Origin of the sequence: Neorhizobium sp. CSC1952 (assembly GCF_030378245.1) — a bacterium.
GTDB classification, from domain to species: domain Bacteria; phylum Pseudomonadota; class Alphaproteobacteria; order Rhizobiales; family Rhizobiaceae; genus Neorhizobium; species Neorhizobium oryzae_A.
The window spans coordinates 2858141-2877813 of record NZ_CP128416.1; the positions used below are offsets into that span (position 1 = coordinate 2858141).

The window sequence follows — 19673 nt, forward strand, 5'->3', positions numbered from 1 at the left end:
GTATTTCCTTTTCTTATCGTTCTTCGGCCGAGAGTCCGCCCGGCTCCAGGCGCAACAGCGCCTCCACGGAATGAAGCGCATTCTCCGCCAGTTCCCTGTCCGCGAACATGTCCGCCGCCAGGGTTCCTTCAAGCCACAGTCCGTCGACCAGCGCGTTCAGAGCGACGGCGTAACGGCGGCATTCCTGCGGGCTCACCGCCCGGTTTTCTTCCCGGAAGAAAGCGGTGAGCAGCGTTTCCAGCGCTTCGAGGAAGGCCAGGTAGTTCTCGCGGTGAACGGCCGCGAAGCTCGGGTCGATCTGGATATGGCTGATGAAGGCCGCCCAGAGCGACAGGGTGCGCGGATCGGTGACCGGCGGCGTGACGTTGGCGACGATGAAGCGGCGGAGCCTCGCCTTGGCCGTCTCGCCCTCTATGGCTGCCGCTATCGCGGTCTCCGTCATGCCGGTCATCACCTTCCGGTAGGCCGCCTGCAGCATCTGGTCCTTGCCGGCGAAATAGTGCCGGATCAGCCCGCCGGTCACGCCGGCGCGGGTGGCGATCTGGCGGACGGTCGCGCCCTGGATGCCGAATTCCGCGATGCAGTCGAGCGTGGCGGCGATCAGGTCCTCGCGCCGTTCGGCCTCGCTGGCGCGATGGTAGCTGCGCCGGTTCACCGTCATCCGCGGACCTTTCCCGGACGGTGCATCAGGACATGCAGCAAGGGCGTCGACATGGCTTCTGAGCCGCAGGCGGTCATGGATCATCCCTTCGGGAAAGCGAAGCGGGCTGATGCCGCTCTTTTTCGGATTTGGTTTTATTATACGCTTGAATAATTCCGGCACAAGTGCCAGACTTCTTCTCAACAGGGCAGCGGAACCAGCGCCGCGCGCCTTAAAAATCATAAGCTGGGGGAACAGTGCCAATTGTGCGGACCGGCTTCACCCGAGCCGGCGGTGACGGTGTCCATGACGGATTCGGCGCAAGCCATAGAAGTCTCGAACCTGCATAAACGTTTCGGTCCTCTGGAAGTGCTGAAGGGCGTCTCGCTGACGGCCCGGCAGGGCGACGTGATCGCCATCATCGGCGGCAGCGGCTCCGGCAAATCCACGTTTCTGCGCTGCATCAACATGCTGGAACTGCCGAGCGCCGGCACGATCGCCATTCACGGCGAGACGATTTCCATGAAGAAGGACGGACATGGCGGGCTGATGCCCGCCGACCGCAGGCAGGTGCAGCGCATCCGTTCGCAGCTTGGCCTGGTGTTCCAGGGCTTCAATCTCTGGCAGCACATGACGGTGCTGCAGAACGTCATCGAAGTGCCGGTGCATGTGCTCAAAACGCCGAAGGACGAGGCGGTGGAGATCGCCGAGGCGCTCCTGCGCCGCGTCGGGCTCTACGAGAAGCGCGACGCCTATCCGGCCTTTCTGTCGGGCGGCCAGCAGCAGCGCGCGGCGATCGCCCGGGCGCTGGCCATCCAGCCGCTCGTCATGCTGTTCGACGAACCGACCTCGGCGCTCGATCCGGAACTGGTGGGCGAAGTGCTCTCGGTCATCGGCGGCCTGGCGCGCGAAAAACGCACGATGATCCTCGTCACCCACGAGATGAAGTTCGCCCGCGAGGTCTCGAACCACGTCGTCTTCCTGCACAACGGCGTCATCGAGGAACAGGGGCCTCCGGATCGGATCTTCGGAGCTCCGGAATCCGAGCGGCTCAAAAAATTCATCAGCTCGATCCACTAACCAAAACAACGGAAAAAGGGGAAAGATCATGCAAAATGTCATCAAGGCCATCGCGGCGGCGGTCGTTCTCGGAACCGTTGCCTTCGGCGCGGCTCAGGCGCAGGAGGTGAAGGTCGGCTTCGCGGCCGAGCCCTATCCGCCTTTCACCTCTCCGGATGCGAGCGGCAAATGGGTGGGCTGGGAGATCGATTTCATGGAAGCGATGTGCGCCGAGGCCAAGCTTCAATGCGTCCCCACGCCGATCGCCTGGGACGGCATCATTCCGGCGCTGACCTCGAAGAAGATCGACATGATCGTCGGCTCCATGTCGATCACCGAGGAACGCCTGAAGACGATCGATTTCTCCGACAAATATTACAACACCCCGACCGGCATCGTCGGTCCGAAGTCGGAAAAGTTCGACGCGACGCCGGAAGGCCTCAAGGGCAAGATCATCGGCGTGCAGGTGTCCACCGTGCATTAGGAATATGCGACGAAACATTTCGGCCCGGTCGCCGCCGAGATCAAGGAATACCAGACGCAGGACGAGGCGAACCAGGATCTCGCCGCCGGCCGCATCGATGCGGTGCAGGCGGACGCGATCGCGCTCGACGCCTTCCTGAAGTCCGATGCGGGTGCCTGCTGCGACCTCAAGGGCAATGTGGAGGACGATCCGGCGGTTCTCGGCGCCGGCATCGGCGTCGGCCTGCGCAAGGGCGAGACCGAACTCAAGGACAAGGTCAACGCGGCGATCAAGGCGATCCGCGCCAACGGCACCTACGACACGTTCTCCAAGAAGTATTTCGACTTCGACATCTACGGCGGTTGACGGACCTTGAACCGGCATGCCGTCCGGTCTTGAACTCCTGTCGCTTTCGCCGCCCGGCTGGGGCGGTGTGCTGCTCGCGGGGCTCGCGGCCTCCCTGCAACTTGCCGTCGGCGGCTATCTGCTTGGCCTCGTGATCGGGATCGGCGGCGCCTGCGGCAAGCTTTACGGCGGGCCGATCCTGCGCGACCTGCTGGAAGTCTACACGACGCTGATCCGCGCCGTGCCGGAACTGGTGCTGATCCTGCTTCTTTATTATGCCGGCACGGATGCCGTGAACCAGATCCTGCTGCTGCTGGGCTTTCCGGCGGTCGATATCAGCGGACTCGCAGCCGGCATCTTCGTGATCGGGGTGGTGCAGGGCGCCTATTCCACCGAAGTGCTGCGGGGCGCGATCAAGGCGGTGCCGGCGGGGCAGATCGAGGCGGCGCGCGCCTACGGCATGCCGCCGTTCCTCGCTTTGCGCCGCGTGATCCTGCCGGCCATGCTGCCTTACGCCATTCCCGGCCTCTCCAATCTCTGGCTGATCGCCACCAAGGATACGGCGCTGCTTGCCGTCGTCGGCTTCAGCGAACTGACGCTCGTCACCCGCCAGGCGGCCGGTTCCACCAAGGCCTACATGACCTTCTATCTCGCGGCGGGCGTTCTCTATCTCCTGGTGACGCTGATGTCGAACATCGTCATCGGCTTCATCGAACGGCATGCCCGGCGCGGCATGCCCCGCACGGTGTGACGTCATGAGCGAAGAGACTTCCGCTCTGCCGGCCTATATCCCGCCCAAGGCGCGCAGCCTTTTCGAGCCGCACCGGCTGTTCCTGATGGCGGTCTTCCTCGTCATCGTCTTCTGCGCCATATGCTTCATGCGCTGGGACTGGCTGCCGCGCTATGGCGGCCGGCTCGCCTACGGCGTCTGGCAGACGCTCCTCATGCTGTTCTGCACGGCGGGGATCGGTTTCCTGCTCGCCGTGCCGATCGGTCTCGTGCAGGTCACCGGTCCGTGGCCGCTCGCCTGGCTCGCCAGGATCTTCTGCACGATCATCCGGGGCACGCCGCTGCTCCTGCAGCTCTGGCTTCTCTATTATGGGCTCGGTTCGCTCTTCTCCCAATATCCGGAGATCCGCTCCTCCTTCCTATGGCCCTATCTGCGGCAGGCCTGGCCCTACGGCTTCACGGCGCTGATGATCTCGTTTGCGGCCTACGAGGGCGAGGTGATGCGCGGCGCCTTTGCCGGCGTGCCGCGGGGCGAACTGGAGGCGGCGCGCGCCTTCGGCATGAGCCGTTTCACGATGTTCCGCCGCATCTGGCTGCCGAGAGCCGTGCACCGGGCGCTGCCGACGCTTGCCGGCGAAACCGTGCTGCAACTGAAATCCACGCCGCTTGTGGCAACCATCACCGTCATCGACGTCTATGCGGTGATCTCGCGCGTGAGGCAGGATACCTTCCTGACCTACGAACCGCTGCTGCTGCTGGCGCTGATCTATCTCTGCCTGACGGGCATTCTGGTGGCCGGCTTCCGTCTGCTGGAAAACCGCATTCCCGCCCGCGGCGCCTGACGGAGATTCCGACAATCTATTACTTCTCAGGGCGCCTTATTAAGGGATCTTATACCTTAAGATTCACAATATGGACGTGGAACGCCCCGCTCGGGGTGCGGACGCGGCGGATTTGGGGGCTTTGAATGTCGTCGGCTGAAGAAAAACGTGAATTGCAGAAGCGCCTGGATTTCGTCGGCCTGGACCAGGAGGCACGCGCCGCGCTTCGCCGCCTGGCTCCCGTCATCAACGCCGGTCTTCCAGCGGCGCTCGGCGCCCTTTACAAGAAAATTCAATCGACGCCGGATACCGCCGGCTTCTTTTCCAGCCAGTCCCATATGGAAGGGGCCAAGAGGCGCCAGACGAGCCATTGGGCCGTCGTCGGCGAAGCCAATTACGACGAGCGCTATGTCGAAGGCGTGCGGGCCGTGGGGGCGGCGCATGCCCATATCGGTCTCGATCCGCGCTGGTATATCGGCGGCTACGCGATCGTTCTGGAGCAGCTCATCCATGCGGTGATGGCGGCGAGCCGGCCGTCCCGCTTCGGCCGCAGCAATTCCGAGAAGCTCGCCAAGGAAATCAGCGCGCTCGTCAAGGCGGCGATGCTCGACATGGACTATTCGATCTCCGTCTATCTGGACATCCAGGCGGAAGAACGCCGCCGTGCGCAAGAAGCGAAGCGCGCCGCCGATCAGGAGCAGGAAGTCGCGCTCGAGGCTCTCGACGACGTCCTCAGGGGACTTGCGACCGGCGATCTGGAAACCCGGCTTTCCCACGATCTGCCGGCCAACTTCGCCCGTATGGTCAAGGATTACAACGACAGCGCCGAGAAGCTGCGTCTGACGATGGCGACCGTCCGCCATGCCGGCGAGGAAATTCTCACCAGCACGAACGCCATCTCACAGGCTTCAAGAGACCTGGCGCAGCGCACGGAAGAGCAGGCGCAGGGGCTGGAAGAAAGCTCTGCGACGCTGCTTCAGCTGACCCAAAGCGTGTCCGGCACCGCCGACGGCGCCAGCAAGGCGGCGGCCGCGGTCGACGTGGCGCTTTCCGAAGCGCGGGCCTCCGGCCCGGTCGTCAAGCAGGCGGTTTCGGCAATGGGCGAGATCGAGCGCTCGTCGGACGAGATTTCCAAGATCATCGGGGTCATCGACGAGATCGCTTTCCAGACCAACCTGCTGGCGCTGAATGCCGGCGTCGAGGCGGCCCGCGCGGGCGAGGCCGGCCGCGGTTTCGCCGTGGTGGCGCAGGAAGTGCGGGCGCTCGCGCAGCGCTGCGCCGATGCCGCCAAGGAGATCAAGGACCTGATTTCGGACAGTTCCCGGCAGGTTCAGGCGGGTGTCGACCTCGTCAACAACGCCGGCGCGGCGCTCAGCCAGATCACCGACCGGATCGACGACATCAACACGATCGTCAAGACGATCGCAGGCGAAGCCGCCAATCAGTCCAGCGGCCTCAAGGAGGTCAGCGGCGCGCTGACCCGCATGGACACGATCACGCAGGACAATTCCTCCATGGTCCTGGAGACGTCGCAGCAGACCTCGGATCTCCGCGATGCCGTGGAACGGCTGGTGACGGCGCTGCGCGGCTTCAAGACCCGCAGTGCCGAACGCCTGGCGCGCGACCGGCAGGCGCGGGAGGGGGAAAACCGCCGCCTGGTTGCCTGATCAACGGCGCCTGATCAGCGGCGGCCTCCGGCAAGCCGGACGGCATCCGGCCTGCCGCGCAGGATCAGCATGGAGACGGCACCGAAGATCGGACCGACGGCGAGCAGGACGAAGGTCCAGCGCCAGCCGCCGAGCAATTCCGCCAGATGCGGCATCAGCCAGATCATGAAGATGGTCAGCGCAAAGCCCATGCCCATCTGCAGGGAAAGCGCCGTGCCGATATAACTGCGGTCGGCAAGTTCGGTGACCGCGGCGGAGAACTGCGCCGAATCCCCGATGATCGAAATGCCCCAGACGACGACCACCAGCGTCAGCAGCCAGAAGGGGCCGTCGAAGACGAAGCCGATCGTGAGCGCGCAGGCACCGGAGACGATCATCAGGCCGGCGGTGGTGGCCGTGCGGCCGAAACGGTCGGAGAGGATGCCGCCGCCGAAACAGCCGACGACGCCGGAGGCGACGGCGACGAAGGTGAGCAGCGAGGCCTCGCTGCTGATGCCGGTTCCGCCGTCGGCGAGCGCGGCCGTCAGATAGGCGAGCAGCCAGGCCCACATGGCATAGAGTTCCCACATGTGGCCGAGATAGCCGCCGTTGACGAGCAGCAGGTTGCGATCCTTCAGCACCCGGCCGATCTGGCGCGGATCGAACAGCGCCTTGCCGAACGGGTAGGGGCCTTCGCGGGTGAAGAGCAGGAAAACGACGGCGCCGATCAGCGAGGCGCCGCTTGAAAGAGCGACGACGGCGTGCCAGTCGACGGCGGACGACATGCCGCGGAAAAGATGCGGCAGCGAGGAACCGGCGGTGATGGCGCCGATGACGCCGGCCAAGGCCAGGCCGCGGCCGGAAACGAACCAGGTGGAAACGAGCTTCAGCGCCGGCGGATAGACGCCCGCAAGCGCAAAGCCCGTGACCATGCGGCAGAAGACGGCGCCGGCCGGTCCGGGCTCCAGCAGCATCACGGCATTGGAAAGCCCGGCAAGCAGGGCGGAGCCCGCCATCAGCCGGTTCATGCGGATGAGGTCCGGCAGGTTGAAGAGGCTCGCCGACAGCGCCCCGACGACGAAGCCGATCTGCACGCCGTTGGTCAGCCAGGCGGCGCTGCCTTCTGACAGCGACCAGATGCGCTTCAATTCCGGCGCGATGGCGTTTGCCGAAAACCAGGTCGAGAAGGAGAGCACGACCGCGAGGCAGAGGAGCGCCAGCATGCGCCAACGGCCTTCAGCCTTTGATTCCGGCGACGCCGTCATCCTTCACCCCCCTCTGCCCTGCCGGGCATCTCCCCCACAAGGGGGGAGATCGGATAGTAGCGGGCTCTCGCTCCCAACCCAGGTTCGAGATCGCCGGAGCCAGGTTCAACACCGCTAATGATTTGGGAAGCCGGTACTTCTTGCCGATCTCCCCCCTTGTGGGGGAGATGCCCGGCAGGGCAGAGGGGGGTGCCAAGCAAAGCGCCGTGTATGTTGTTCATCCTGCAGCCCGATATCCAGCGGCGACGTGCCGGTCCGGCAGGCGCGGCGATCCGAAGAGTTTTTCGCGGAAAGTGCCTTCACGGTAATCCGTCTTGTAGAGGCCGCGCTCCTGCAAAATCGGGATCACCAGCCCGATGATGTCGTCGAAACATTCCGGCACGACGGTGCGCGACAGGTTGAAGCCGTCGACGCCGGCCTCGTCCATCCACGTGACGAGCCTGTCGGCGATCTGTTCGGCGGAGCCCACCATCGGTGCCTGACGGCTGCCGAGCACCATCTGTTCGAGCAGCTTGCGCTTTGTCCATTGCGGTCCGGCGGTGCGGGTCATCGCTTCGACATTTGAGACGATCGCCGCGCTCCTGCCGGTCTCGATCGGTTCGTCGAGATCGTATTTCGCAAAATCGATGCCGAGGGAGGCGGCGGCATGGACGAGCGCACCTTCCGTGCTCGCATGGGCGCGGTAATCCTCGAATTTTTCGCGCGCCTCTTTCTCCGTGCGGCCGGTGACGATCGTCGCGCCGACGAAGACCTTCACATCGTCCGCCTGCCGGCCGTATTCCCCGGCACGGGCGCGGATATCGTCGACGATGCCCTTCACGCCCTCGATCTTCTGGCCGTTGACGAAGACGCATTCCGCATGGGTCGCGGCGAACTGCCGCCCGCGGGTCGATGAGCCGGCCTGATAGAGGACGGGCGTGCGCTGCGGCGACGGTTCGCAGAGATGGACGGTGTCGATCCGGTACTGCCTGCCGTGATGCCGGATCTTATGGACCTTTGAGGGATCGGCATAGATCCGCTTTTCCCGGTCGAAGACGGTCGCATCGTCCTCCCAGCTCCCCTCCCATAGCCGGTACATGACTTCCATGTACTCGTCCGCCAGATCGTAGCGGTCGTCATGGGCGGCTTGCGTGTCGAGGCCGATCGCCTTGGCGGCGCTGTCGAGATAGCCAGTGACGATGTTCCAGCCGATCCGGCCGTTGGTCAGATGATCGAGCGTCGACATGCGCCGCGCGAAGAGGAAGGGCGGCTCGTAGGTGAGGTTCGACGTGATGCCGAAGGAGAGGTGCTCGGTCACCGCCGCCATGGCGGGCACCAGCATCATGGGATCGTTGACGGGAACCTGCACCGCGCCTCTGAGTGCCGCCGCATCGCCGCCGCCATAGACGTCGTTGATGCCGACGACATCGGCGAGGAAGATGCCGTCGAACAGGCCGGCCTCCAGCCTCTTCGCATACTCCGTCCAGTAGCGCAGCTCGGCATAACGATGCGATTGGTCGCGCGGATGCGTCCAGAGCCCCTGCTGGATATGCCCGACGCAGTTCATGTCGAAAGCGTTGAACCGGATTTCGCGCGCCATGCTCTTCCCTGTTTTTCGTTGCGAACCGCGCTCGTCTCTTATAGGATTCGTTTGTCCACTATAGAAGACGATCGGCGAAAGGCAAGCATCTTGCAGCAGGCGGAGAAGGACCCGGTCCAGGCGATCGCCATGCGGCTGAAGGTCGAGCGGGAGGCGCGCGGCTGGTCGCTGGCCGAGCTTGCGGAACGTTCCGGCGTCTCGAAGGCGATGATCAGCAAGATCGAGCGCGGCGAGGCGAGCCCGACCGCGACCGTGCTCGGCCGTCTTTCCGGCGCCTTCGGCCTGCCGCTGTCGGTGCTCCTGGCGCTGGCGGAGCGGGCTGAGCAGCGCGTCGCTCCCCATGCGGAACAGCCGGTTTGGACCGATCCGGAAACCGGCTATACCCGACGTGCCGTATCGCCGCCGAACGCCTTGCTGGAACTTCTGGAAGTCTCGTTGCCGCCCGGCGTGCGCGTGCCCTATCCGGCCTCGGCCTTCGCCTTCCAGCATCAGCAGATCTGGGTGCTCTCGGGCCGGCTCGATTTCCAGGAAGGCCCAACCCTGCATCACCTGACGGAGGGCGACTGCCTTCTGCTCGGCCCGCCGGCCGATTGCGTCTTCTTCAATCCGGGCCGGGAGCCGGCCCGCTACGTGGTCGCGCTGACGAGACGCTGAAGGTCAATTGCGTCCATACGGGGAAAAAGACGCTTCCCGTGAAGGGAAGCGTCAGTTGGGGAGGGGTACTTATGACGCTGTCGGCCGCGTGGAGGTTCGGCGTCCGACACGGCGTGAACACACAGTCGTGAGTTTTGTTCCGCTTACCCTTCCGATTGCCTGCCTCGCGAACGGAACAATCGTCCATGGCGCCGGTTCTGCAATCGGACAACAGGGAGAACCGATGCCATGAGCAAGGCCGTTGAAACGACGAATCACAACGAAATCCGGCAGTGGATCGAGGAGCGCGGAGGCCATCCGGCCCGCGTCAAAGGCGCCCGCGAGGGAGGCATCCTGCGGGTCGATTTCGGCAAGCCGGAAGAGGCGCTCGAAGAGATCGGATGGGACGATTTCTTCGCGATCTTCGACGAGAACAAGCTTTCTTTCCTCTACCAGGACGAGACGGAGGCGGGAAAAACCAGCCGCTTCAACAAGTTCGTGTCCCGCACGAAGCACTGAGGCCTGCGGCTCCTGGCCGCGGCCGAGCGCATGAAAGGAGGACGGTCATGTCCAAACATTTCAAGCCGAAAGAGCCGAGCGATGCCGATCTGAAAAACGATCCCGGCATCGGCCAGTCCAAGGGGTTGAACCGCGCCACCGGCAACGAGGAAATCGCCGGCGAGAACACCGAAGAAGGCGATGTCGCCAATGATGCGACCCGTTTCGGCGGCGTCAATCCCAACCAGCGCGGCCGTGCCAACAAGTAACCGGCTCAAGGAGAAACGATCATGCAGGGCAAGAAGACCCATCAGCAGCAGCGCAACATCATCGAGAAGCGGGAGAACACCGCCAATGCGGGCAGGGATTTCGACGCAAGCGCCGATCTCCATCGCAGCGAGGCGGCCCGCGAAGCCTTCCGGCGCGGCGACGATCTGGACATGCGCGCCGCGGATCGCTCCATGAACGACGATCCGTCCATCGTCCGCGGCCGCAACCAGGAGAGCGAACACCACAAGGGCAGCGGCACGTAACGGTCGGTGCAGGGAACCGAACCTGCATCCCCAAGGTTGTCGGATATGCCCCTGATGGTATGATCCCTTCAGGGCTGGGTGAGACGAAAGGCGCGGCCCCATGGTCGCGCCGCCATGTTCCGGGGAGGATGACATGTTCGCTTCAGGCCCTGTTTTTTCCGATCGCGAAGATGCCGGCAGGCAGCTTGCGGACGCCATGCAGGCCGCGCCGCTGAAGGACCCCGTCGTCGTGGCGCTTCCCCGCGGCGGCGTCCCCGTCGCCTTCGAGGTGGCGCAACGGCTCGGCGCGCCGCTCGATCTCCTGATCGTGCGCAAGATCGGCGCGCCGGGTCATCCGGAATACGGCATCGGCGCTGTCGTCGACGGCAAGGAGCCGCATGTGATCGTCAACGAGGTGGCGGCCCGCCAATTCCACATCCCGCCCGGCTACCTCGCGGCCGAACGCGAGCATCAGCTCGCCGAGATCGAGCGCCGCCACCGGATGTATTTCGGCGAGGACCAGCCGGAGGATCATGATCACGCCGGCCGCGACGTCATTCTCGTAGACGACGGCATCGCCAACGGCGGTTCGATCCGCGCCGGCATCCATGCCTTGAAGGAGATGGCCGTCGGCTCGATCCGGCTCGCGGTTCCCGTTGCGCCCCGCGATCTCCTGGAAGAGTTGCGGGAGGAGGTCGACGATATCGTCTGCCTTTCGGCGCCGGAGCGGCTGGAGGCGGTCAGCCTGCATTACGGCGATTTCACCGAGACCACGGATCAGGATGTGGTGCGGCTTCTGAAGGAGGCCCGCCGGCTCGCCCGCATGCTCCATTGAGGATCAGAGTTCGACCGTTGCGAGCAGCGGCAGGTGATCGGACGCGCGGCGCGCCAGCGGCGTCGAGACGACCTCGGCGCCGACGGGTGAGATCTCCCGCGAGACGAAGACGTGATCGATCCTCAGAAGGGGATAGCGGGAGGGGAAGGTGGGTTTCGGCTTTGCGCGCGGGCGGAGCTGAACGTCGATCATCTGGCGGGTGATGCCCTTATACGTCACCGTCGACGGGATGGCGTTGAAATCGCCGATCAGGACTTGAGGCTTGCCGTGGCAAGCGGGACTGCCGAGCCAGGAAGGGCCGAGAAGCGCCGCCATCTGGCCGAGCCGGTCCCGGCCGCGCAGGCCGAGATGCGTGTTGAAGACCTGCAGCCGGTGCCGGCCGACTTCGATCTCCACCCATACGGCGCCGCGCGGCTCGCCGCGCGAGGGCAGGCCCGCGCCCTTCACCATCCTTGCCGGCAGGGCCGTCAGAATGGCATCGCCATAGCGTTCCTCCGCCACGCTGAGAGCCGCATGGAAGTGGTATTCCATCCGCAGCAGGGACGCGATGATATGGGCCTGGTCCACGCCGCCGGTGCGGTTTCGGCCGACATCCAGTTCCTGCAACCCGATGATGTCGGGTTCGAGGGCGGCAATGACCTCCGCCACCCGTGCGGGATCGAGCCTGCCGTCGGTGCCGATGCAGCTGTGGACGTTGTAGCTCAGGATTTTCAGGCGATGCCTGTCGGCGGGGGCGGGAACAGTCGGGTCATCCATAGCGCTGGGAACACACTTGCCCGCGTTTTCGTTCCCGATATCAGACAACAGCCCGCGGGGAGGATCATGATCGCCAGACGCCATCTGCTGAAATTCCTCATAGGCGGGGCGATCTGCCTGGCGATCTTTCTCGTCTATCGCAGCCTTGGCCGCTATACGCTGGACGAGATCGAGGAGTCCGTGCAATCGATCGCCGGCTTCCGGCTGGCCTCGGCCTTTCTGTTCGTCATTCTCTCCTATCTCTGCCTTACCGGCTTCGATACTCTCGCCGTGCGCTATGCCGGCAAGCCCCTTGCCTACCGCCGGACGGCGCTCGCCTCGTTCACGGCGCTTTCGATCGGGCACAATGTGGGGCTTGCCGCCCTCAGTAGCGGCGCGGTGCGCTATCGGTTCTATTCGCGCTGGGGACTGACGGCGGAGGATGTCGCCAAGATCATCATCTTCTGTGGCGTGACCGTCGGGCTCGGGCTTGTGACGCTCGCCGGCCTGGCGCTGCTGCTGCAGGAGGGCGGGCCGGATCTCCTCGGCCTGGAGAGCCCGGTCAGGACCGCCCTGGGGCTCGCCTGCCTTTCCATGCCGGCGCTCTATCTCCTGCTCTGCGCCTTCGTCCGGCGGCCGCTCCGTCTGCGCACATGGCAGTTCGATCCTCCGAAGCTCGGCCTCGCCATCGGCCAGATCGTTCTCGGCACGCTCAATTTCGCCTGCGTCGCGGCATCGATCCATCAACTCCTCGCGACCTTCACCGATGCTGGCTATCTGGAAGTCGCGAGCGCTTACGTGACGGCCAATATCGCGGCGCTGATCAGCCATGTGCCGGGAGGGATCGGCGTCCTGGAGGCGACCATGCTCGCCATCCTGCCTTCGACAGCCTCGATCGGCGCGCTGATCGCCTTCCGCGTGCTCTATTATTTCGTGCCGCTGACGATCGGCGTGCCGACCCTGCTGATCTCCGAGGCCTATTATCGCCACCGCGGCGGCCGGTTTTCAGAGCAGACGGTGATGTGACAGGCGGGCGAAGAACCGCCGGAGGCCGCTCTTGATCTCGGGGATCGGCCAGAACGGCTGTTTCGGATCGACGATGGAGGTCCCGATCATCGACCTGGTCTCGCCCTTTTCCGGATCGACGTCGAAGGCTCTCAGCCCCCGTGGCCTGACGTTCAGCCGGTCGATCGCGGCGATCATGGAGCCGGTTTCCTCGATGATCCGCGCGACCTCATCGGGTTCCGCGTCGAGATGTTCCGCAAGCAGGCCGTCGCGCAGAGAGGCGATCGCCTGCCTGCCTGCCGCCTCGTCGGTTTCGACGGCCAGGTCGCATTCCGTATCCAGCCCTTCCGACCGGTTGTTGAGGTTGGACGAGCCGACCCGGACGAAGCGGTCGTCGACGATGATGAGCTTGGAATGCACGATGATCTCCTGCTCGCCGCCCTTGCCGTCCGGCACGACGGCGTAGAAGACGCGCAGCCGGCCGTGGCGATCGGCACGCTTCAGGCGCCGGATCAGACGGTTGCGGTTGTGCCCCATCATCAGCCGCTCCAGGAAACCGTGGGATTGCCGGGTCACGACGACGACGATCTCCGGTCCGTCGGCCTTCCTGAGGCGCTGGGCGAGCGTTCGTCCCACGCCGAAGGAGGCGAGGTACTGGGTTTCCAGATAGAGGTGGCGACTGGCCGATCTCAGCGCGTCATGGGTGAGGCGGATCGCCTCGCGATGCCCGCGGCGGCCCCTCCATTTCCAGGGCTCGGTCAGCGCAAGGCCGGTTCTGCAACGGGAAAGCGCGGGCTCGAGATCCTCCGGCCACGGCTTTCCGCCGCCGGCATCCAGGGGCTTCAGGATCTCCCGCGTGGCCTTCTGCCAGCGGCGCCGCGCAACGTCGCCGATAAGTCTCGCCGTATCGCCGGTGACGATCGTCTGCATGTCGTGGACAGGGCCGTGAGGCGTGCCGTCCGGCCCGCGGCGCAACGGGTTTTCGGCGGCGTGGCGCCGGTCGTCCCAGCGTTCGGCCGTGAGGTCGATGCCGCCCAGGAAGGCTGTCCTGTCGTCCACGACGACGATCTTCTGGTGGTGGCTGGCGCGCAGCGGGTGTTTGAAGTCGAACTGGAGGAAAATCCGCGGATGATCGCTCCAGTCCATCTTTCCGAACATCTTCAGGCTCTTGCTGGAATAGACCGGCCCCATGCCCCAGACCAGTATCCGGATTTCCAGGGCGGGTTTCTCCTCGATCAGTCTGCGCAGAAGCGCACCGAGCGTTTCCCCGTCCGGTTCGGCGGGCCGCAGCCGGATATCGGGGTTGAAATCCCAGCCGACGATGAAGATCGACCGTTCCGCCTGCCGCAGCACCCGGTCCAGCCGGCGATAATAGTCCTCGCCGTCGATCAGGAAGGCCAGGCTTTCCGCCTCGGCGCTGCGCCAGACGTTGCGGCCGGGGCGAATGATCGGTTCGAAATGGGGTGCCGTTTCCCGGAGCGGGAGCGATTGCGTCGTGATATCCACCTGCGCGACCTCGTCATAAACGACTGGAAAACGTGCGAATTTTATCCTTGTTCCCGAAGCTGGTCCGCAACGTTCGGGAAGTGCAGGTGCCTGCTGTCATTCATCTTGGGTCTGCTGGGCCGGATCGGGCGCGTTGAACGCGCTTTGCGTGTCTTCGAAAAGTTCCACCACCACGGCCAGCCCGAGAAGGATTAGGGCTGCCGCGGCCAGCAGTTTCCAGAGACCGGACTTCGCCGGTCTCCGGCGGCTGCCTTCCTGCGTCTCCCGGTGGCTCACATGGGGACGGCTATGCATGTTCATGATTGCACCTCGGCGCTGTCGCGTGCCGGTATCTCGTCAATGCAGGATCAGGCTGCCGGGCGGCATGTAAGCTGGCGGATCGGGACTTTCGTCCGGATTGGGCAGCGGTATCTCGTCCGGCAGGCGATCGGGTTCAGGCTCTTCAACCGGTGGTTCCGGCGTCCAGACGGGCGCCGGCATGGGTGGCTGTTCGCTCGGTTCGCGGGGATCGGGCATCATGGGATAGGCTCCCTGTTACTCGATCCACAACCGCCCGGCATGGCGATTGTTCCTCGCAATCGTCGTGCTTACGGATTGGTGGAGCCGGTGTTGGTGGTGTCGGTCCCCGGGGCCGGTGCGGGTGCCGGCGTCTGGGCGGTATCGGTCGCTGCGGGAGCGCCGGGCGCCTGCGCCGTATCCTGGCTGCCGGTGAAGTAATAACCGAGCGCCAGCACCAGAAATACCACGATGATGGCTCCGATGATCGAATTCGCCCTGCCTGCGCGGGTCATGATGCTTGCCTCTATGGCTGTTCATTCTGCAGCGGGATAATTCGCAACCGGGTGCAAATGTTCCGCCGGGACGACGCGAAGAGGAACTTCGCGTGCCGTCAGGGGTTGAAATCCGTCGGTTGCGCCCATTCTCCTCTCCGGCGGCTGATCATTTTCGAGGAGATGCGAATGACACATGCCCAAGACAATTTCCTGACCTGGCTTCGCGCGGCGCATGCCATGGAGGAGCAGGCGATCACCATGCTGGCCGCCCAGTCGCGGCGCATCGAAAGCTATCCGGACCTCAAGGCCCGGATCATCGCGCACCTTCACGAAACGGAAGGACATGCGCAGGCGCTGAAGGACCTGCTCGACCAGTTCTCCGGCTCGGGCGGCGCGCTGGCGCTGAAGGACATGGCGGCGAAGCTTGCGGCGAAGGCGCAGGGTGTCGGCGGGATGCTGACGAGCGACGAGGTCGTGAGGGGGGCGATGACGGGCTATGCTTTCGAGCATCTCGAAATCGCCAGCTATCGCGTTCTCATCGCCGCGGCGGACGAGCTCGAGGAAATGGGTGCGAAGCTCGTCTTCGAGCAGATCCTGGCGGAAGAAATCGCCATGGCGGAATGGCTGGAAGCCAATCTCGACACGATCACCCGCATATTCCTCATGCGGGACGAGCGCGATCTGATGGCTAAAAGGTAGGAGAGCCCCCCAGGAGAGGCGGCATCGCTCAGTTTTTCGGCATCGCTCCGCAGTCGAGCTGGGCCTGCAGGTCCCTTTCGTCCCGCACGCCCTGCTGGTAGAGCTGGATGATCTTCGCAGCGAGATCATTGGCGGCGAGGCTTCCGCCGGGCAGCCCGCGTTCCGCGCAAAGATGGTCGAAAAGGCGCTGGAGAAACGCCAAGTCGCTGGGTTCAAAGGTATTCGTCAGGATTGCCGGATTCATCTTTTCGGCCTCCACTCAGGCGGCGAAAGCGTTTCTGCATTCCCGTCGCCGACACCCCCCTACTTGCAATAGGCCAAGACTACTCCTTCTCTCCTCCTTTGCAAGGGAGGAACGACAAATTATGGCTGTCCGGACGCCCTCGCGTCTCTTCTCACCCAGTCGTGAATGTGCGTCCTTTTTCAGTCGTCGAGGTGGTTGGCCTCATGGTTGTGAAATTGTTCCGTCTGAACGGATTTGCCGTCCAATCCCCGCTGCCGCGAGTGCTGCGCCTTGTCGCGGTTGGAGAGCACCATGTTCTCGGGCAGGACGTTCTTGTCGATATCCGTCATGGCGCCGTTTCCGCTGCTTTTCCCGCGGGTTGCTGCTCCAAGCTGTTTCGAGTTGGCATTGGCCATGAGGTTTCCTCCTGAATCTTTTTTCACTCAGGGAAGAAACCCGCGAAACGCCGTTTTGATCCCGTGCCGGCGGAGAGGCCGGCCGACCGGAGCTGACCGGGACCTATCGAAAATCCGTAAGCAGCCGGCTCCAGCTTTCCGAAGCCAGGCCGCCGATGAAGATGTCGTTGCGGAGCGCCGCTTCGCGGATGTCCCGATGCTGGGTGACCATGCAGAAATAACCGCGGTGCCGGAAATTCATCTGCCGCTGGCGCATCAGCGCATTCATCAGGAACGGCTGGGCCATGCCGCGGGCTGCGGCATAACCGGACGCGGCAAGATCGGCGAACATATGTCCGACGACGTCGAATTCCCGGCCCTCGAGGCAGAGGACGTTGAGCACGTGCGCCATCTCCCCCGGCCTGCCGGAGAAGAGGTAACAGCCGACCGTCGCGCCCTGGGCGTTGACGGCGATCCTGCAGCGGAGCTGGCCGAGCGACGTGTTCAGGGCGGCCGTATCCATCAGCCAGGCGACGTCCTCGCGCGACCAGTCCGGCCGGATGGCGAAACGCTCCGTCATTTGCCGCGCGCAGGCAAGAAATTCGTCCAGGCCCGCTTCGATGGAGGCCATGCCCGGCGGCCCCGGCGGAACGAAGGCGCCGAACAGGCGGCGCGCGACGAGATCGGCGGGTTTGAGGAGCGGAGTGAGCCGGAGATGCCGGAACGCCGGCATCGTCTCCCTCAGCCGCTCGAACCCTCCCTGGAAGGGGCGGAAGGTTCGCCGCCATTCGAGGCTCTGGATGGGCAGCATGAAACCGCCGCCCGTGATCCAGTGGTCGGCGCTGACGGGAGAGGCATTGTCGGAAAAGCAGAGATCCGGCTGCGAGAGGCGGATTGCCCGCGCCAGTTTCGCCGCGCCGGCAAATCCCGCCCTGCCGTCCGCCATGAAGGCGCAGAGAAGCCGCGCCGTGATGCGGTGGCCCATGGCATGAAAGGACATGGGGAGCGAAAGCAGCGCGCTGTCGATGCGCCCCGTTCCGTCCTTGTGTACGATGCTGCCGTGTTCCGGCGCATAGCCCGGATTTTGCAGGAAAACGTGGTCGAGATAGCCGAGGAGATCCTGCTGCGGCTCCTCGTTTTTCCTGCGGAACGCCTTGTTGAAGAGCCGCCCGACGGCGGGAAGATCGGCGGCCTCCATGGGGCGCACGCAACGGCTGGGCTCGCGGAGGGGCCGGACGGGGGAAGGCTCTTCGAGATGGACCGGGTTCGGCGACGGGTTCATTCGGCGGGCATTCCTATCGCCAGGCTGGGATGCCTGCTCTTGGCCATGACGCGAGGCGTTCCGGCCGCTGCCGCGGCATTCCGCACGCCTGCCGCCTGGCGGGTCGCGAAACGCCTCAGCCAGAGCTGGGTTGAAAGGATGCCGACGAAGGCGGCGTTGTCGCGGAAACCCGAAACGGGTTGTGCACGGCATTTTTGATGGAGTTTCGACACGGCGCGGGCGTTGAAGAGGCCGGAACCGGCGATCGCCTGCTCACTCAGCAATTCGCCCACATAGGCCTGTTCGCCGCTGCCGGCAAAGGAGCGGCTGTCCGGCGCGCGATAGGGCTGTTTCGGGCGCTTGCTGATCAGGTCCGGCAGCAGGTCCTTCGCGACGCGGCGCAGGATGTGCTTTTCTTCCAACCCCTTGAGCTTCATGCCGGGCGGCAGGCGGCTTGCGAACTCCACCAGCCGGTGGTCGAGGAAGGGGAAGCGCCCTTCGATGCCGTGCGCCATCGCCATGCGGTCGCCCTGGCTGGACAGGATATAACCGGGGAGCAGGAAGCGGGTTTCGAGATATTGCGCCTGATGGAGCGGATGCCAGCGGCCGAAATCTTCCGGCAGGCGGGAGGCGAGTTCCGCCGCCGCGTCATAGGTCCCCAGCGTCGAACGCAGGTCGTCGGAATAGAAGATCTTTGCCGCAGCCGTCGAGCGGAAGCGGGGCCGGTGCGAGAAGAGAGGATCGTCGGCCGCATCGTTGCCGGCGCCGAAGAAGGCGGCGAGATAGTCCGCCGACTGCTGCTTCAGACCCGGCAGATAGGGATAGAGCTTGCGGAAGAGATGCGGCCTGATCTTCGAGCCCGGCTGGCGGCCGCAGAAGCGGCGAACGCGCGCCTCGCGAAAGATATCGTAACCGGCAAACACTTCGTCGGCGCCTTCGCCGGTCAGCACCACTTTCATGCCGGCGTCACGTACGAGACCGGAAAGGCGGTAAAGCGGGGCAGGGGCGGTGCGCAGGACGGGCCGTTCGGTGAAGCGGATCACGTCCGGGAAATTCCCTGCGATGTCGCCCGGGCCGCAGGCGACGGCGCGGTGATGGGTGCCGAGTGCCTGCGCCACCGCCATCTGGAAGGCGCTTTCGTCATGCTCGGCATCGTCGAAGGTGACCGAAAAGGTGTTCAGCCCGTTCGGAGCCATCGGCGCGGCGAGTGCTGCGATCAGCGAGGAATCGAGGCCGCCGGAGAGATAGGCGCCGACCGGCACGTCGGCGCGCATCCTCAGCCGCGTCGCATCCGCCAGCAGCGCCCGAAGTTCTTCTTCCTTCGTGGCCTGATCGGCTTCGGCGTGATCGCCCGCATCCGGAAAATCCAAGCTCCAATAGGGCCGGATTTCGGTCCGGCCGTTCCGGACGCTCATCAGATGGCCCGGTTCCAGCTCGAAGATGTTCTTGAATGCGGTGCGCGGCGGGATCGGCGCCCAGAGCGTGAAAATCTGGTCGAGCGCCACCGGATCGAGTTCCGCCTCGATGCCCGGCACCTGCAACAGCGCCTTCACCTCGGAAGCGAAATAGAGAGCTCCCTTGTGTTCGGCGTAGAAGAGCGGCCGGACGCCCATGCGGTCGCGGGCAAGCGTCAGCCGCCGCTCGCGGGCATCCCAGATCGCAAAGGCGAAATCGCCGTTGAGGCGCGACAGGCAGGCCTCGCCGTAGGTCGCATAGAGCTGCAGCAGGACTTCGGTGTCGCTGCCGGTTCTGAAGATCACGCCGCGCGCCTTGAGCTCGTCGCGCAGTTCCACGTAGTTGAAGATCTCGCCGTTGAAGACGATCGTGTACCGGCAGTCGCTGTCCGACATCGGCTGCTGGCCGTCGGCAAGCCCGACGATCGAAAGCCGCACATGCGCAAGTCCGACGCCCGGAGCGGACAACACGCCCTGTCCGTCCGGCCCGCGATGGGCGATCGCGTGAGCCATGGATGACAGCAGCATCTCCGGATTTCCGGAGCCGCATGCCTCACCGGCGAAGCCAGCCAAACCGCACATCTGTTTCCACCATGA

23 protein-coding genes and 1 pseudogene are annotated in these 19673 nt (G+C 64.6%); 12 read left to right on the top strand and 12 right to left on the bottom strand.

The window, feature by feature from the left end; all coding sequences use genetic code 11:
- Positions 1 to 13: 13 nt before the first annotated feature.
- Positions 14 to 655, bottom strand: a complete 642-nt coding sequence (locus tag QTA58_RS13850) for a TetR family transcriptional regulator C-terminal domain-containing protein (RefSeq protein ID WP_085420798.1) — start codon at positions 653 to 655, stop codon at positions 14 to 16.
- A gap of 291 nt (positions 656 to 946) precedes the next feature.
- Between QTA58_RS13850 and QTA58_RS13855 the strand changes: the two genes are divergently transcribed.
- The 5 genes and pseudogenes from QTA58_RS13855 (at position 947) to QTA58_RS13875 (ending at position 5724) form a co-directional block, all read left to right on the top strand.
- Positions 947 to 1720 (top strand): ATP-binding cassette domain-containing protein, encoded by a 774-nt coding sequence (locus tag QTA58_RS13855; RefSeq protein ID WP_289669300.1) that lies wholly within the window; start codon positions 947 to 949, stop codon positions 1718 to 1720.
- A 28-nt stretch (positions 1721 to 1748) separates the two neighbouring features.
- Positions 1749 to 2528: pseudogene (locus tag QTA58_RS13860) on the top strand (transporter substrate-binding domain-containing protein).
- Positions 2529 to 2544: 16 nt separating this feature from the next.
- Positions 2545 to 3258: an ABC transporter permease gene (locus tag QTA58_RS13865; RefSeq protein ID WP_289669301.1), complete on the top strand. Its 714-nt coding sequence runs from the start codon at positions 2545 to 2547 to the stop codon at positions 3256 to 3258.
- 4 nt (positions 3259 to 3262) lie between these two features.
- Complete coding sequence (locus QTA58_RS13870; protein ID WP_085420429.1) at positions 3263 to 4078, top strand: ABC transporter permease subunit; 816 nt, start codon at positions 3263 to 3265, stop codon at positions 4076 to 4078.
- Positions 4079 to 4203: 125 nt separating this feature from the next.
- Complete coding sequence (locus QTA58_RS13875) at positions 4204 to 5724, top strand: globin-coupled sensor protein (RefSeq protein ID WP_289669302.1); 1521 nt, start codon at positions 4204 to 4206, stop codon at positions 5722 to 5724.
- Positions 5725 to 5738: 14 nt separating this feature from the next.
- On the opposite strand, the gene QTA58_RS13880 is transcribed toward QTA58_RS13875, so the two are convergent.
- Together QTA58_RS13880 and QTA58_RS13885 are read right to left on the bottom strand one after the other, a co-directional pair.
- Positions 5739 to 6968 (bottom strand): MFS transporter, encoded by a 1230-nt coding sequence (locus tag QTA58_RS13880; RefSeq protein WP_289669303.1) that lies wholly within the window; start codon positions 6966 to 6968, stop codon positions 5739 to 5741.
- 217 nt (positions 6969 to 7185) lie between these two features.
- Positions 7186 to 8547 carry an LLM class flavin-dependent oxidoreductase gene (locus QTA58_RS13885; protein ID WP_289669304.1) on the bottom strand — a complete coding sequence of 454 codons (1362 nt, stop codon included), beginning with the start codon at positions 8545 to 8547 and terminating at the stop codon, positions 7186 to 7188.
- Between the two features lie 90 nt (positions 8548 to 8637).
- Between QTA58_RS13885 and QTA58_RS13890 the strand changes: the two genes are divergently transcribed.
- From QTA58_RS13890 to QTA58_RS13910, 5 genes are all read left to right on the top strand, one after another.
- On the top strand, positions 8638 to 9201 hold the full coding sequence (locus tag QTA58_RS13890; protein ID WP_289669305.1) for an XRE family transcriptional regulator: 564 nt from the start codon (positions 8638 to 8640) through the stop codon (positions 9199 to 9201).
- A 228-nt stretch (positions 9202 to 9429) separates the two neighbouring features.
- On the top strand, positions 9430 to 9699 hold the full coding sequence (locus QTA58_RS13895; protein ID WP_085420424.1) for a hypothetical protein: 270 nt from the start codon (positions 9430 to 9432) through the stop codon (positions 9697 to 9699).
- Positions 9700 to 9746: 47 nt separating this feature from the next.
- Positions 9747 to 9947, top strand: coding sequence for a hypothetical protein (locus QTA58_RS13900; RefSeq protein ID WP_085420423.1), 201 nt, complete (start codon positions 9747 to 9749; stop codon positions 9945 to 9947).
- A gap of 21 nt (positions 9948 to 9968) precedes the next feature.
- Positions 9969 to 10211 carry a hypothetical protein gene (locus QTA58_RS13905; protein WP_289669306.1) on the top strand — a complete coding sequence of 81 codons (243 nt, stop codon included), beginning with the start codon at positions 9969 to 9971 and terminating at the stop codon, positions 10209 to 10211.
- A 133-nt stretch (positions 10212 to 10344) separates the two neighbouring features.
- Positions 10345 to 11025, top strand: a complete 681-nt coding sequence (locus QTA58_RS13910; RefSeq protein WP_289669307.1) for a phosphoribosyltransferase family protein — start codon at positions 10345 to 10347, stop codon at positions 11023 to 11025.
- A 3-nt stretch (positions 11026 to 11028) separates the two neighbouring features.
- On the opposite strand, the gene QTA58_RS13915 is transcribed toward QTA58_RS13910, so the two are convergent.
- Positions 11029 to 11781, bottom strand: coding sequence for an endonuclease/exonuclease/phosphatase family protein (locus QTA58_RS13915; protein ID WP_289669308.1), 753 nt, complete (start codon positions 11779 to 11781; stop codon positions 11029 to 11031).
- A 66-nt stretch (positions 11782 to 11847) separates the two neighbouring features.
- Between QTA58_RS13915 and QTA58_RS13920 the strand changes: the two genes are divergently transcribed.
- Positions 11848 to 12786, top strand: coding sequence for a UPF0104 family protein (locus tag QTA58_RS13920; protein ID WP_289669309.1), 939 nt, complete (start codon positions 11848 to 11850; stop codon positions 12784 to 12786).
- Here the strand turns inward: QTA58_RS13920 and QTA58_RS13925 are convergent.
- The 4 genes from QTA58_RS13925 to QTA58_RS13940 all read right to left on the bottom strand — a co-directional run bounded on the left by QTA58_RS13925 (position 12766) and on the right by QTA58_RS13940 (position 15062).
- Complete coding sequence (locus tag QTA58_RS13925; RefSeq protein WP_289669310.1) at positions 12766 to 14271, bottom strand: phospholipase D-like domain-containing protein; 1506 nt, start codon at positions 14269 to 14271, stop codon at positions 12766 to 12768. The genes QTA58_RS13920 and QTA58_RS13925 overlap by 21 nt on opposite strands.
- A gap of 96 nt (positions 14272 to 14367) precedes the next feature.
- Positions 14368 to 14571 carry a hypothetical protein gene (locus QTA58_RS13930; protein ID WP_289669311.1) on the bottom strand — a complete coding sequence of 68 codons (204 nt, stop codon included), beginning with the start codon at positions 14569 to 14571 and terminating at the stop codon, positions 14368 to 14370.
- Positions 14572 to 14607: 36 nt separating this feature from the next.
- On the bottom strand, positions 14608 to 14787 hold the full coding sequence (locus QTA58_RS13935) for a hypothetical protein (protein ID WP_085420795.1): 180 nt from the start codon (positions 14785 to 14787) through the stop codon (positions 14608 to 14610).
- 71 nt (positions 14788 to 14858) lie between these two features.
- Positions 14859 to 15062: a hypothetical protein gene (locus QTA58_RS13940; protein WP_085420416.1), complete on the bottom strand. Its 204-nt coding sequence runs from the start codon at positions 15060 to 15062 to the stop codon at positions 14859 to 14861.
- 168 nt (positions 15063 to 15230) lie between these two features.
- Between QTA58_RS13940 and QTA58_RS13945 the strand changes: the two genes are divergently transcribed.
- Positions 15231 to 15743, top strand: a complete 513-nt coding sequence (locus QTA58_RS13945; RefSeq protein WP_289669313.1) for a DUF892 family protein — start codon at positions 15231 to 15233, stop codon at positions 15741 to 15743.
- A 28-nt stretch (positions 15744 to 15771) separates the two neighbouring features.
- On the opposite strand, the gene QTA58_RS13950 is transcribed toward QTA58_RS13945, so the two are convergent.
- The 4 genes from QTA58_RS13950 to asnB form a co-directional block, all read right to left on the bottom strand.
- Entirely contained in the window at positions 15772 to 15987 is a 216-nt protein-coding gene (locus tag QTA58_RS13950; RefSeq protein WP_143531489.1) for a hypothetical protein, read from the bottom strand.
- Positions 15988 to 16166: 179 nt separating this feature from the next.
- On the bottom strand, positions 16167 to 16382 hold the full coding sequence (locus QTA58_RS13955; RefSeq protein ID WP_289669314.1) for a hypothetical protein: 216 nt from the start codon (positions 16380 to 16382) through the stop codon (positions 16167 to 16169).
- Positions 16383 to 16485: 103 nt separating this feature from the next.
- Positions 16486 to 17643 carry a GNAT family N-acetyltransferase gene (locus QTA58_RS13960; RefSeq protein ID WP_289669315.1) on the bottom strand — a complete coding sequence of 386 codons (1158 nt, stop codon included), beginning with the start codon at positions 17641 to 17643 and terminating at the stop codon, positions 16486 to 16488.
- A complete protein-coding gene (asnB, locus tag QTA58_RS13965) occupies positions 17640 to 19658 on the bottom strand; it encodes an asparagine synthase (glutamine-hydrolyzing) (protein WP_289669316.1) in 2019 nt (672 codons plus the stop codon). The genes QTA58_RS13960 and asnB overlap by 4 nt, the downstream gene beginning before the upstream one ends.
- Positions 19659 to 19673 lie beyond the last annotated feature (15 nt).

What these genes read in the sequence shown, in the direction of transcription:
- QTA58_RS13855 (WP_289669300.1), top strand. Translation starts at nt 947, where the DNA reads ATGACGGATTCGGCGCAAGCCATAGAAGTCTCGAACCTGCATAAACGT.
- QTA58_RS13865 (WP_289669301.1), top strand. Translation starts at nt 2,545, where the DNA reads ATGCCGTCCGGTCTTGAACTCCTGTCGCTTTCGCCGCCCGGCTGGGGC.
- QTA58_RS13870 (WP_085420429.1), top strand. Translation starts at nt 3,263, where the DNA reads ATGAGCGAAGAGACTTCCGCTCTGCCGGCCTATATCCCGCCCAAGGCG.
- QTA58_RS13875 (WP_289669302.1), top strand. Translation starts at nt 4,204, where the DNA reads ATGTCGTCGGCTGAAGAAAAACGTGAATTGCAGAAGCGCCTGGATTTC.
- QTA58_RS13880 (WP_289669303.1), bottom strand. Translation starts at nt 6,968, where the DNA reads ATGACGGCGTCGCCGGAATCAAAGGCTGAAGGCCGTTGGCGCATGCTG.
- QTA58_RS13885 (WP_289669304.1), bottom strand. Translation starts at nt 8,547, where the DNA reads ATGGCGCGCGAAATCCGGTTCAACGCTTTCGACATGAACTGCGTCGGG.
- QTA58_RS13895 (WP_085420424.1), top strand. Translation starts at nt 9,430, where the DNA reads ATGAGCAAGGCCGTTGAAACGACGAATCACAACGAAATCCGGCAGTGG.
- QTA58_RS13900 (WP_085420423.1), top strand. Translation starts at nt 9,747, where the DNA reads ATGTCCAAACATTTCAAGCCGAAAGAGCCGAGCGATGCCGATCTGAAA.
- QTA58_RS13905 (WP_289669306.1), top strand. Translation starts at nt 9,969, where the DNA reads ATGCAGGGCAAGAAGACCCATCAGCAGCAGCGCAACATCATCGAGAAG.
- QTA58_RS13910 (WP_289669307.1), top strand. Translation starts at nt 10,345, where the DNA reads ATGTTCGCTTCAGGCCCTGTTTTTTCCGATCGCGAAGATGCCGGCAGG.
- QTA58_RS13915 (WP_289669308.1), bottom strand. Translation starts at nt 11,781, where the DNA reads ATGGATGACCCGACTGTTCCCGCCCCCGCCGACAGGCATCGCCTGAAA.
- QTA58_RS13920 (WP_289669309.1), top strand. Translation starts at nt 11,848, where the DNA reads ATGATCGCCAGACGCCATCTGCTGAAATTCCTCATAGGCGGGGCGATC.
- QTA58_RS13930 (WP_289669311.1), bottom strand. Translation starts at nt 14,571, where the DNA reads ATGAACATGCATAGCCGTCCCCATGTGAGCCACCGGGAGACGCAGGAA.
- QTA58_RS13935 (WP_085420795.1), bottom strand. Translation starts at nt 14,787, where the DNA reads ATGCCCGATCCCCGCGAACCGAGCGAACAGCCACCCATGCCGGCGCCC.
- QTA58_RS13940 (WP_085420416.1), bottom strand. Translation starts at nt 15,062, where the DNA reads ATGACCCGCGCAGGCAGGGCGAATTCGATCATCGGAGCCATCATCGTG.
- QTA58_RS13945 (WP_289669313.1), top strand. Translation starts at nt 15,231, where the DNA reads ATGACACATGCCCAAGACAATTTCCTGACCTGGCTTCGCGCGGCGCAT.
- QTA58_RS13950 (WP_143531489.1), bottom strand. Translation starts at nt 15,987, where the DNA reads ATGAATCCGGCAATCCTGACGAATACCTTTGAACCCAGCGACTTGGCG.
- QTA58_RS13955 (WP_289669314.1), bottom strand. Translation starts at nt 16,382, where the DNA reads ATGGCCAATGCCAACTCGAAACAGCTTGGAGCAGCAACCCGCGGGAAA.
- QTA58_RS13960 (WP_289669315.1), bottom strand. Translation starts at nt 17,643, where the DNA reads ATGAACCCGTCGCCGAACCCGGTCCATCTCGAAGAGCCTTCCCCCGTC.
- asnB (WP_289669316.1), bottom strand. Translation starts at nt 19,658, where the DNA reads ATGTGCGGTTTGGCTGGCTTCGCCGGTGAGGCATGCGGCTCCGGAAAT.